The 12021-nt window shown below is 66.6% G+C and carries 7 protein-coding genes and 1 pseudogene; 4 read left to right on the top strand and 4 right to left on the bottom strand.

Going from position 1 to position 12021, the window contains the following annotated elements; all coding sequences use genetic code 11:
* Positions 1–56: 56 nt before the first annotated feature.
* Positions 57–2411 (bottom strand): annotated as a pseudogene (locus tag AC0IY1_RS10550) (TonB-dependent receptor family protein).
* Between the two features lie 218 nt (positions 2412–2629).
* Entirely contained in the window at positions 2630–3721 is a 1092-nt protein-coding gene (ada, locus tag AC0IY1_RS10545) for a bifunctional DNA-binding transcriptional regulator/O6-methylguanine-DNA methyltransferase Ada (RefSeq protein ID WP_471769399.1), read from the bottom strand.
* A 181-nt stretch (positions 3722–3902) separates the two neighbouring features.
* On the opposite strand from ada, the gene AC0IY1_RS10540 reads away from it, so the two are divergent.
* Positions 3903–4190 (top strand): hypothetical protein, encoded by a 288-nt coding sequence (locus AC0IY1_RS10540; protein ID WP_055949687.1) that lies wholly within the window; start codon positions 3903–3905, stop codon positions 4188–4190.
* Between the two features lie 161 nt (positions 4191–4351).
* Here AC0IY1_RS10540 and AC0IY1_RS10535 read toward each other — a convergent pair whose 3' ends face one another.
* Together AC0IY1_RS10535 and AC0IY1_RS10530 are read right to left on the bottom strand one after the other, a co-directional pair.
* Positions 4352–5269, bottom strand: coding sequence for a PhnA-like protein (locus AC0IY1_RS10535; protein WP_471769397.1), 918 nt, complete (start codon positions 5267–5269; stop codon positions 4352–4354).
* A gap of 48 nt (positions 5270–5317) precedes the next feature.
* Positions 5318–5647, bottom strand: a complete 330-nt coding sequence (locus tag AC0IY1_RS10530) for a CsbD family protein (RefSeq protein ID WP_471769396.1) — start codon at positions 5645–5647, stop codon at positions 5318–5320.
* A gap of 399 nt (positions 5648–6046) precedes the next feature.
* Here AC0IY1_RS10530 and AC0IY1_RS10525 point away from each other — a divergent pair, with 399 nt between their 5' ends.
* The 3 genes from AC0IY1_RS10525 (at position 6047) to AC0IY1_RS10515 (ending at position 12014) form a co-directional block, all read left to right on the top strand.
* Positions 6047–7672, top strand: coding sequence for a hybrid sensor histidine kinase/response regulator (locus AC0IY1_RS10525; protein WP_055950451.1), 1626 nt, complete (start codon positions 6047–6049; stop codon positions 7670–7672).
* Between the two features lie 917 nt (positions 7673–8589).
* Positions 8590–9366 (top strand): calcium-binding protein, encoded by a 777-nt coding sequence (locus tag AC0IY1_RS10520; protein WP_055950448.1) that lies wholly within the window; start codon positions 8590–8592, stop codon positions 9364–9366.
* A gap of 1622 nt (positions 9367–10988) precedes the next feature.
* A complete protein-coding gene (locus tag AC0IY1_RS10515) occupies positions 10989–12014 on the top strand; it encodes a hypothetical protein (RefSeq protein WP_471769394.1) in 1026 nt (341 codons plus the stop codon).
* Positions 12015–12021: the final 7 nt, after the last annotated feature.

Raw genomic sequence — 12021 nt, 5'->3', positions numbered from 1 at the left:
GTGGGCAGTGCGTCGGGAATGCCTTCCGGACTCGCAGCTCACCAGAGCGCCGTTCGTTAAAACGAGAGCTTGAGCCCTCCGACGACGTTGCGTGGCGCTCCCGCGAGGATCGATCCGGCCGTCCCCGCCAGGGTGGCGGCCCCGTTCTCCAGGCCGGTGGTCCGGCTGAGGGTGCTCGTCAGGTTCAGGGCCGAGGCGATGTAGGTGGTATCGAGCAGATTGCGGACCTCCAGGTACAGGCTGAGGCGCTTGGCGTAGCCGGCGGGCAGTTCGGTGGCGTAGTGGATATTCGCGTTGAGGACGGCGTAGCCGGGTGTCCGCAGGCGGTTGCCGTTGTCGATGAGGACGCCGTCCTGGACCACGGTCTCCAGGAAGGCGCCGAGCCCGTTGAGGGGGCCGCCGACCTGGTCGTAGCCGACCCGCGCCAGGAGTTGATGCGCGGGGACGCCGGGAATGGACTGGCCCGCCCGGTCGAAGCGCGCGCTGAAGGCCCCGGCACTCAGCTGCTCGGTGAACCGGGTGTAGAGCTGGTCGTCGAAGCTGTAGGCCAGCGTTCCGCGCCAGACCGGCGCGAAGGCCCATTCGCCGCCGAGTTCGACGCCGCGGTGCTCCGAGGCCGGGGCATTGACGAAGTAGCTCAGGCGGCCCCCGCCCGGTGATTGCGACAGGAGTTCGTTGCGGAAGAACTCGTAGAAGCCCGTCAGGTTGATCCGCAGGGATTCCACCGGCGTCCAGTCGACGCCGAGGTCGAAGCCGAGGTTTTCCTGCGCCTGGAGCTGCGTGTTGTTGCCCGGCAATCCCGCGCTGGTGACGAACAGGTTGCTGCCCGTCGGCGTGGCGTAGCCGGTGGCGACGCGGCCCCGGAAGCTCCAGGCGTCCTGGGGCCGATAGACCAGCGCGAGTTCCGGCGCCACGTTGAGGAAGCTGCGCGCGGCATCGACCACCGACACGGTCCGTCCGGCATCGGAATAGCCGTAGGCAATGTTGCGGCCGGTGATGGTGGTGTTCGTCGCGCTGATCCCGAGGAGCCCGGTCCAGTGCTAGGAGAGTGCCACCTCCGTGCGGGCGCGCCCGCCGAGATTGGTCTGGTCGCCGCGCAGATCTCCGATCAGGGCGCCCAGGGCCGGTCGCCCCGCCCCCGGCGCCCGGTTGAACGTCGTCACGTGGTTGTCGAGGATCTCGGAGGTGAAGGCCACGTAGCCCACGGCCGGCAGGCCCATCAGGTCGTAGCGCCGGGTGAGGTCGGTGAGGAAGGTCAGGGACGGGTAGCTGCCACGGAACGCGGAGGTGTAGAACGGCTGGTCGAAGTTGCGCTCGTCGAAGCCGAGCTGAGTGCGCCAGGTCGTCTGCGCGTCGAGGTCGTGCTCCCAGCGCAGGGCCACGACGGTGCGCCGGTCGTCGCGTCCGAACCCGCCCTCGGCCGCGGTGACGCCCACCGTCCGGCCGAACGCGCCGTTGGCGAACAGGGTCGTCAGGGTACAGCCGGGCGCGGCCGTCGCCGCCCGGGCACAGCCGCGCTGATCGGGGTTGATCCGGTACTGCTCGAGGGAAGCGCGCGCCGGCAGGTCCGCCTGCAGCTGGTTGTTGATCAGCTTCAGGGTGAAGCGGTTGTCCGGTGTCGGGGTGTAGCTCGCCAGCAGGTTGATCGTCTGCGTGTCGTAGGCGCTGTGATCCTGGTAGCCGCCGGCGCGGACGTCGCTGGCGAACAGGCTGATCTCGACGGGGCCGCTGACGCCGCCGACCGTGAAAGAATTGCTGAGGTAGCCGAAGCCGCCTGCATCGGTGCCGATCTCGAAGCCGCCGATCTCGCGGCCCGTCCGGGTGCGGAAGGCGAGTGCGCCGCCGGTGGCGTAGTTGCCGAACAGCGCCGATTGCGGGCCACGGAACACGTCGATGCGGCTGTAGGCGCGGGGATCGACGAGGTCGAAGCGCGAGGCGCCGTCCGGCTGGGTCAGGAGGAAGCCGTCCTCCAGCACGACCATGTTTCGGATGACGCCGGTGGAGCGGGCATTGTTGCCCCGGATGGAGATCACCACGTCGCGCCCGCCATTGCCCTGGCGCACGGTGACGCCGGGACTGTCCAGCAGCACCGATCCGATGCTGGTGGCTGGCCGGTTCTCGATCGTGTCGGTGCGTCCGACGCGCGCCGCGGTGGTGCCCAGGGGCTGTTCGATCAGGCTCGGGCTCGAACCGGGAGGTGCCGAGACGCCGAAGGGCACCGCGGCCGGTGCCGGGCGGCCCTCGGCCGAGACCGAGAGTTCCTCCAGGACGATCCCCGCCGCGTCCTCGGCGCGCGCGTCGGTCGCGGCGAGGAGGGCGACGAAGCAGGCGAACCGGACGGCTCCGGACCGAGAGCCCGCACTTCGGGACGCGACGGCCTGGGAACGGCAAGAGCGGGGAGCAGCGGCCATGCCGGTTTCGACCACGGGAGTGGAGGCGGATCACGCCGCATGGGGAGGCCGGCCCGGACGGGTGCCAACCGGCACGTCCCATCAGGCGTGTCGTATGTCCGAACGTACCGGCATGACTTGTAGCCTGTGACACGGGGGTACGCGACGGGTCGGACATTCTGTGGTCGTGACCTGTGGCGCACATACCACGTCCGACGGTCGGGGGCGCTGCGCGGCCCTCATCGCGCGTCGGCCTCGCGGTCGAGCAGCAGGCGCTTGCGCTCGACGCCCCATCGGTAGCCGGAAAGCGACCCGTCCGAGCGGACCACCCGGTGGCACGGGATGGCGACCGCCAGCCGGTTGGCGCCGCAGGCCTGGGCCACGGCCCGCATGGACGTCGGGGCGCCGATGGCCCGGGCGATCGCGCCATAGGTCGTCGTGGTGCCGATGGGGACGGCACGCAGGGCGGCCCAGACCCGCTGTTGGAAGACGGTGCCGCCGATGTCGAGCGGCAAGTCGAGCTCGCGGCCCGGCGTCTCGACGAAGCCGACGACCGCCGCCACCCACGCGTCGAAGGCGGAGTCGCCGGGCGCCAGGTCGGCCCTGGGGAAGCGGTCCTGGAGATCGCGGACCAGGGCGTCGGGATCGTCGCCCAGGAGGATGGCGCAGAGGCCCCGGGCGGTCGCCGCGACGAGCAGCGCGCCGAGGGAGGACGCGGCCACCGCGAAGCGGATCGCCGTACCGGTGCCGCCCGCACGATAGGCCGATGGGCTCATCCCGAGCCGAGCCGGCCCCTGCGCGTAGAAGCGGCTCGAGGCGTTGAAGCCGGCTGCGAAGGCCGCTTCGGTCACCGTCCCGGCCTGGGGCAGGCGCTGCGCGATTCGCTCTGCCAGCTTGGCTGCCGCGTAGGCCTTCGGTGTGATGCCGGTGATCCGCCGGAAGACGCGGTGAAAGTGGAAGGTGCTCAGGCCCGCCGTCGCCGCGAGGTCCTCGAGGCTCGGCATGGTCTCGGCCGCGTCGATGCGGCGGCACGCCCGGACGATCACCGCAGCGTGCCGTTCGGCCGCGGCCACGTCGTTCGGCCGACAGCGCCGGCACGGGCGGAAGCCTGCAGCCTCGGCCGCATCGCAGGTGGCGTGGAAGCTGACGTTCTTCGGGTTGGCCGCCCGGGAGGGACAACTGGGGCGGCAATACACCCCAGTGGTGCGAACGGCGTAGACGAAGGCGCCGTCGGCTCGAGCGTCCCGGGCGGTCACCGCGGCCCAGCGCTGCGCCTCCTCGTCGAGGGTGATCGAGTCGTCCCTGACCCGTTGGAGGTCTGCGCTCTGCATGGGGAAACGTCCTCCGTCGTCCAGGGCCGGTCGCCGCCTGTCACAGCCGCGCCTCGGCCTGTCCTGGCCTGAAATGACCGCCGCCGCATCCCGATCCTTGCTTTCCAATCCAGGCCGCGACGCGCCCGCAGGGAAACCGGACGGTGATCCTGAGTTATCGCAGTCAGCAACAGGAGTGACCATGAAAACGCTCACGCTCTCGACCTGCGCCCTGGCCCTGTCATCCCTCGTGCTGGTGCAGATGAGCACGACCGCCGACGCGCGGGCACGGCACAAGAAGCGCGGCATCGCGATGTCCAGCAGTCAGAATACCACGGGCGGCCGTCGCGGGCGGACCCTGTCGCGCGGCGCGACCGGGGCCGACACCACCACGTCGAACTCCGCCGCGGGCGGGAACGCCGGTCAGCCTTCGCGGGCGAACGGCACGGGCAGTGCCGGTGGCGGCGCAGGCGGCGCCGGCGGCCTGTAGGTCAGCAAGGACGCGTCGGCGTTCGGCCTGCTTGTCGCGCAGACCCTAGGGCGCTGGCGGTTCGCATCGGCGGTCGGAGGCTCCGTGGCTCGGTGCAAGCCTGACGGGGTCGCCCGATGGGAGGCGTGCGGGGCCGACCTCCAGGGTCAGCCCCATTCGCTTCAGACGCGGCGGGCGTCGGTGCCGTCGGCGAGGGTGAGGCGCTTGGGGGCGCCGAGGCGACCGCCGAGGAAGCCGGCGAGCGCGCCCAGGATCAGGGCGAGCGCGCCGTAGAAGGCGCCCTGGGTGGCGGCGGACTTGGCGGCCACGGCGGCGGCCTCGGCCTTCACCTTGGCGGCGGCCACGGTCTCGTCGTACTGCTTGCGGTAGTCCTGGATCTGCGCCTTGGCCTGCTCGACCGGGATGCCCTGGGCCTTGGCGAGCGCGTCGGCCGCGCGGGTCTCGGCCTGGGCCTTCTGGGCCGGATCCCCGGTGAACAGCGCCCGGATGGCGGCCACGGCCGCGTCCTTGGCCGCCTGCGGGTCCTGCCCGGCCGCCTGGTTGCGCACCGACTGCTCGATGCCGTCGAGGGGGTTGCTGATCTTGGAGAGCGAGGGCGCGGCCGCCTGCGCGGCGGTCTGCACCGTGCCGCCCACCAGCGAGCCGGCCCCGCCCAGCGTGCTGGTCACGCCCGAGAAGGCGCCGCCGATCAGGCCGCCGGCGGCCGAGGTCAGGAGGTAGAGCACCACCAGGGTGGTCACCGCCCAGGAGACCAGGCCGTGCAGGCCGGCCGCGCCGGTGACGGGCTTGCCCGAGAGGCGTCCGGCGATGAGGCCGCCGGCCAGGGAGGCGAGCACGCCCGAGCCGACGAACCAGAGGCCGGCGCTCAGGGACAGGGTGGAGGCGGCCGGGTTGTCGGCAGCCACCGGGCCGACGCTGGACAGGCCGACGCCGACCCCGACCATGTTGAGGATGACCTGGGTCACCAGCGCGGTGACGGCGCCGGCGAAGATCGCCCCCCAGGAGACCTGGTTCAGCAGGACCGTGCGGGTGTCGGTGGATGCGGCGGGGGACGAGGACAGAATGGGCGAGGCGGCCACGGGATGCTCCGAACGTTCGGTGGTTCTAGGAAATGCGGCGCGGAAGCGTCAGAGCTTGCTGACGAGGAGGCCCAGGCCGAAGCCCACGAGGCCGGCCACGAGAAGCGAGGCGTGCGGCCACGCGACGGACCGCTCGTAGACCTCGTGCATCTGGCGCTTGCCCTGGTCGTACGCGTCCTCGGCATAGTCCGAGACGTCGTCGGCGACGTTTCGGACGGCATCCTTGGCCTGGCCGTAGAGGTTCTCGGCTGAACCCTGCACCTCGCGCAGGCGGCCCTTCACCGAATCGTCCCGGGATCCCACGAGGTCGCCGATGGCGCCCTGGGCCTTGCCGGCGAGTTCCTTGGCGGTGCCGGTCACGCGGTTGGTATCGACCATGATGTTCTCCTGTCGTCGTCCGTCGAAATGGCTGGGTCGGTCAAAGCGCGGCTGCGGCCCGGTCGACGGTGGTCGGGCGCGTCAGCAACCGTGCACAAACGGGTTGTGCGCAATCCTGTTCCGGCCACGCTCGCGATTTCTGGTACGGACGCACTACGGGGACGGGCAGAAGGACCGCGGTGATACGCCCGCCGATGTTTGGATCGCCTGGCCCTCCCGCGCCGACGGCGTCCTCGGTTCACCGGGATCGAACCGGGTCAACACGGCCTGCGACGACGCGCCCGCGGAAGGCGGTTCAAGTTTTGTTCAATGGCCATTCACCGGTTTTACACCGTATGGCATCTGTCGATTTGGACTGGTTCAAGGCGCGCCCGGTGCCTCGAAGACTGGAGCTTCGCATTGACGACGTCCCCCGAGAAGCCGAAGACTTATGGTCCCAAGACCCCCGTCAGCGGCCGCGGTCCGTCGGGCGTCATTGATCAGCACCACGATATCTTCTTCGCCGCCGTCGAAACGACGCGCATGCCGATGATCGTCACGGATCCGCATCAGGCGGACAATCCGATCATCTTCGTCAATCGCGCCTTCGAGCGCATGACCGGCTACACCCGGGACGAGCTGATCGGCACGAATTGCCGCTTCCTGCAGGGCGCGGAGACGGACCGCGAGGTGGTGAGCGAGCTGCGCCTGGCTATCCAGGAACAGCGGGAGTTCTCAACCGAGATCATCAACTACCGCAAGGACGGCTCCTCGTTCTGGAACGCCCTGTTCGTGTCCCCGGTGTTCAACCGGTCCGGCGAACTCGTCTACTTCTTCGGCTCGCAGCTCGACGTCTCCCGGCGACGCGATGCCGAAGAGTCCCTGCATCAGGCGCAGAAGATGGAGAGCCTGGGCCAGCTCACCGGCGGCATCGCGCATGACTTCAACAACCTGCTGCAGGTGATCTCCGGACATAACGAGGTCATGCTCGCGCTGGTCGACCATCCCGATATCGATGTCGGACGCCTGCGCCGGGCCGGTGAGGCGGTCCGCGATGCGTCCGAGCGGGCCGCCAAGCTGACCCACCAGCTTCTCGCCTTCTCGCGCAAGCAGCGGCTCGAGGGGCGACTGCTCAACCTGAACGGCCTCGTCCAGAGCATGAGCGAGATGGCCGAGCGGACCTTGGGAGACCACGTCACCCTGCGCCAGGACCTCCTGCCCGAGCTCTGGAATACCCGCATCGACCCGACCCAGGCCGAGGTGGCCCTGCTCAACGTGATGCTGAACGCGCGCGACGCGATGCCGGGCGGGGGCACCGTCACGGTGAAGACGGAGAACCTCCTCGTCGAGGACGAGGACGCCGCCCTGTTCAAGACGGTCGGACCGGGGGCCTACGTGGTGGTCTCCGTCACCGACACCGGGAGCGGCATGCCGCCCGAGATCCTGAAGCGCGTGATGGAGCCGTTCTTCACCACCAAGGGCGAGGGCAAGGGCACCGGTCTTGGCCTCGCGATGGTCTACGGCTTCGCCAAGCAATCGGGCGGCTCGGTGAAGGTCTACTCCGAGGTCGGGCACGGCACGACGGTGCGCCTGCTGTTCCCGGCGAGCGACCAGAAGATCGAGGAGGAGCGCAAGGCCTCGCAGCGGTCCGCGGACCGGCATGGAACCGAGACGGTGCTGGTCGTGGACGACCGGGTGGACGTGGCCGAGACCGCCAGCATCATCCTGGAGGATTTCGGCTACAAGGTCATCGTGGCCGACGGCCCCCGGGCTGCCATCGAGATCCTCGACGGCGAGCGACGGATCGACCTCCTGTTCACCGACCTCATCATGCCGGGGGGCATGAACGGCGTCATGCTGGCCCGCGCCGCGCGCGAGCGTCAGCCCCGGATCAAGGTGCTGCTGACCACGGGCTACGCGGAGGCGTCCCTGGAGCGCACCGATGCGGGCGGCACCGAGTTCGAAATCATCAACAAGCCCTACAAGCGCCTGGAACTCGCGCGGCGCGTGCGGCGCGTCATCGACGGTCCCACCGGGGTCGGCTGAGGCAAGGATCTGGACGGCGCCCGCCGACCGCGGGCTCGGCCTCCTGGCCCGGCGGCTGTCTGGATTGCGCGATTTGGCGAAGGTGGCTCCAGATCCGGCGCGGGGTGGGTGGACCTCTCTCCCGCGCCGCAGCGCCGGTCGAGCCGCCCTCAAGGCCGGGCCGCCCTCAAGGCCGGGCCGCCCTCAAGGCCGGGCCGCTGAAGGCCTGTACCCTCTCGCGCAAGACTGACCCTGGGATCCTTTTGCCCGGAGAAGATGAAGGTCCAGACGCAGCGTCCTGCAGCGACGGGGGCCGCGGCAAGCGAATCGCCGTGCCGGGGCAAGGGACTGTGAGCCGGCCTCTGCGGTCGCCTCGGTGTCTCCCTCACGACGTTGTGATCCCGGCAGCCTCGGACCCCGCGATCCGGCCGACCTGTATGTTGGCGCAGCAACGCCTCAATCGCCGGCGTGTCCGTCCATGACATGACCCGCTGATGTCTCACGATCAGCCCGTGTCATTCGCCAGTCTTGCTTGCAAATCCCAGTCGAGCTGCGTGTTCGAGCGTTCGCTCAGCGTTCTTCCTGGGTCCTGTGCTTCTTTTTCGTGGACGCATTATCCGAGGAATGCTGTTCGGAACTATCCAGTTCGATCCAAGGACCGTTCCTCAACATCGTTCGCGGGGTGATTTCCGGAACGACCGTCCCAAGTCAGTTCTCCGCCGTCTAAGTAGTTTTCCTTGGGCGGAATGACTGCTGAACCAGCCGACCTACGCAGCTTAAATGCGGATCGGCCGCTTCCGGCCTCTTGGCTTTGGGTTAAGCTTCTATTAAAGCTCCCGCTACAGCGCGGGGCGCACTTGCTGCGGAGAGTCGTTCTCTCTCGAACGCAGTATTCCGTAGTCCGTGCCGTATAAGGATTGTGGGAAGGAAATTTGGGTATGGCTTTCGGATACTCCGCCCGCGGCACCGATGGTAACGATACACTGTACGCCTCGGAGAACCAGAACAGTCGTCTTGAAGGCGGTGCTGGCGATGACACCTACTATGTGTATCACCGCGAGGATAAAATCGTCGAGTTCAACGGCGAGGGCGGCGGTATCGACAACGTCCACTCGACCGTGACCTGGGCGCTCGGCGTCAATCTCGAGAACCTCTACCTCGAAGGGTCGGCCAACATCGGCGGCGCCGGCAATGACGGCGACAATATCCTCGTCGGTAACAGCGGCATGAACAGCCTGCGTGGCGGTGCCGGCAGCGACACGATCGATGGTGGCGCTGGCGACGACGTGATCTCCGGTGGGTCCGGTCATGATTTCCTGACCGGTGGAGCGGGTGCGGACAAGTTCATCTTCGATGCGTCCCTGACATCTGGTAACTCGGACAACATCACCGACTTCCAGGTCGGCATCGACAAGATCGTCCTGGACAGCTCGATCTTCGGCGTCTTCAACAACAGCACGCCGATCTACAACGGCTATGCTCAGCTGGTGGACGGGACCGGAGTGGACAATCACTTCGTTCTGCGCCCCGGCAGCGAGGCCTCCCAGAAGGGCGCGCCGACGATCATCTATGACAGCACGAGCGGAAACATCTCCTTCGATGCGGATGGGACCGCTGGGGCCGGCAAGGCGGTTGTCTTCGCGCATCTCGACACGAAGCCCGTCGAGCTCCATGCGGACGATTTCCTGGTCTACACCGCCCCGCTCTATGCCTGAGCTGGCGCTCGCCGGGTAACATGGCCGCCAGACCCGTCCGTGGACTGGTCGGCGGTTGATCGTCGACGGCCGTCGTCCCCGCTGGGGGGCGGCGGCTGTTTCTCGTTGCGAGGCCCCCGCGATCAGATTTGGCCAGACATGTCTCGGGGACCCGCCCGGTCGCGCCCCAGCGCGACACGCGAGGTTGGACTGGAGATTCAGGCTCGGACGATGCGCTCTTCACGGCTGCACCGTGCGCCTCGGACTCGCCCCGGCCCTTCCCAGGACCCTCCCCGGCATCGGGGCGAACCGTCATACGGCCCGGTCGGGTTCAGCAGGCTCGCGCAATGCGGCCTCTGCCCCCATTCGTGGTCCGGAGGCGGTCCGATCGAATTGGGCGGGCCCGGCTTGGACCACCGCTTCAGCGTGCACCGTCACGAAGGCGATCTCCGCCGAGCCGCCAACGGCCGGCATGAGGCCTCTTCGCCGCATCGGCCGGCCTGGCGGACAGAGTCCATTCTGCGACCCGTGATCGCGAGACGGACGCGGCGGCGACCGGGTCAGCCCCCTCGCAGGGCCGGCTCCCGCTCGCGAGCACGCCCTCCACACCCCGCGCGCGTCAACCTGCAACCCGATGCGTGAAGCCGGCGAACACGCCGCAGGCCACGACGACGGCAAAATTCCGCGGCCGACAGCCCGTTCGTACTTCAGCCCCAAGCGCTCAGTCGAGCCGGCTGGGGACCACGGCTATCCAGAAGGCGGTGCTGTCCCGGCCCGCGGGCCAGACGCGCTGGAGTAACCCTCGGATCCCGATCCTGGGAACCGCTGCCCGTATGGCGCAACTCGGCAGGATCTCAGCCCCTCTGCACCGCGGACTCCTTTTCCCGCTCTGCGTTATCGCGAAACGGGCAGTGCACGCGGGGCCTGCTGGACGACCATCACGCGGAATCTTGCCCGAGCTGGCGATCCTCGCTGCCAACATGCGAAGTACACCGTCCTCCGAACCGGGCGTTCCAGCGGGCTTTTTCGCTGCCCGCATCGCTCCGATGAGAATGGCTGAGATCACTTCGTGATGGCCCCAACCTCTCAGATCATGATCCCTCAGACAACACGGTGGAGTTCAGGGTCCGTCGAAGCCAATCCGCACGGATCTCGACTCTCAGCGGCCCGCCATCAATCGCTTGTCATCGTCCCGGGCGGAACCCTCAGAAACGACAAAGGCGGCCCGAAGGCCGCCTTTTGCAGACCACTACTCCGATCGAGGAGTAATGGTGGGCGCGACAGGGATCGAACCTGTGACCCCTACCATGTCAAGTTTGTTCCCCTCCCCCAACTGCCTCTAATCGTTGACGGTTGCCTCGCGTCCCCCTCCGTAAAATCGCGTCTTGTTCCGGCTGCGTTCACGGGGAACAGGCGCGGCGAACCCAAGAGCACTACCTAGGATCCAAGCGCACTGGCCTGGAGGCTTGAGAGGGAGCTTTCGACTCAGGGCCGACACAGGCAGTCTGCGCACGTCATCGATGGGAATCGGTTCTGGCACGCAACCTACAGAATACAATCCGGTTTGCGACGCGGTCGCGACTTCGTGGTCAGCTGAGACGATTAGCAACGAATAGCATTTTCGAAAGGATGGAAAAATCTCAATGAACAACATGAACCCACGACCGTTCAGCCATGACTGCTTCCGTACATATGGGTACTTCTCAGTTCCGTTGGACATAGACGTCTATCTAATGGGACAAGAATGGATGGAAGATTGGGCGGCGGAGTGGGTTAAAACTGCCGAAGGCCGGGACGGTAAACCGTTCCTAGTAGGCTACATCTCACGTGCCAGCGTAACTGCAGTGACGCCCGGTGGCATCGAGATTAGTTGGTTTCCCAACATCCACGACCGCTTCCACAAAGTGATAACGACGCTGCCACGCGATGCCTTCATTGTCGCCGTCGAAGCGTGGGCCTTTGAGAGGCGGCCGACAATATTTGTAAAAAGCAGATGGCTCCAAGCCATCCATTTGCGCTCAAATTCAGTTTTTGCAATGATTGACGCTGTAGACATGACCAAGGAGATCGAGCGCGGAAATTTAAGTCGCGATAAGCTTATAGATCTTCGCGATTCAATCGATTTACTCGCAGCCAAGCACAGCGATATCTCTTTTATATCATTTGCCGATAGTTTGCTTATTAAGACTAATTGGGTGGTGGGCGCAGTTGACACGGGAGTTGTATACAACTACCGTCCAGAGGACCTTATAGTTCTTTTTACTGAGATACGCGAGATCTATCGAGCGATCCTCGGGCTTGAGATATATGGCGTCTACGCGCAAGGCTCAAACGAATACTACGACGACGCTCTCACGCACACATCGCACTCCGGTAATCACATCTCACTGAACAGCCTCGGCTTACCATTCGCGCAGATTATGCTGATCGAGCACGCTGCACGCGCTGCGATCAGGAATGGCGAACACGGCCGTAACGAATTATATCTCGACGAAGATTTCTTCCGGTCGCTCCAATTTAGTGAACACAGTTTTAGAGATACTGTTCGCTCGGCGTCATACAAGCCAAAGATGTCTAGTTCGAAGGGCTCGTATTACTATCTTCAAGCCGACGATCTCCTTACGGCGCTTAAGCCTTCAGCTGGATCGGGCAGAGCGGGTTCTGAGTGACCGCTCG

Source organism: Methylobacterium sp. AC690 (assembly GCF_979256535.1).
The sequence above is the reverse complement of the archived record's forward strand: the minus strand, read 5'-3'. Positions and strand labels throughout refer to the sequence as shown.

Bases quoted from the DNA above. Each gene is read 5' to 3' on its own strand.
- AC0IY1_RS10520 (WP_055950448.1), top strand. From the start codon at position 8,590: ATGGCTTTCGGATACTCCGCCCGCGGCACCGATGGTAACGATACACTG.
- ada (WP_471769399.1), bottom strand. From the start codon at position 3,721: ATGCAGAGCGCAGACCTCCAACGGGTCAGGGACGACTCGATCACCCTC.
- AC0IY1_RS10530 (WP_471769396.1), bottom strand. From the start codon at position 5,647: ATGGTCGATACCAACCGCGTGACCGGCACCGCCAAGGAACTCGCCGGC.
- AC0IY1_RS10515 (WP_471769394.1), top strand. From the start codon at position 10,989: ATGAACAACATGAACCCACGACCGTTCAGCCATGACTGCTTCCGTACA.
- AC0IY1_RS10540 (WP_055949687.1), top strand. From the start codon at position 3,903: ATGAAAACGCTCACGCTCTCGACCTGCGCCCTGGCCCTGTCATCCCTC.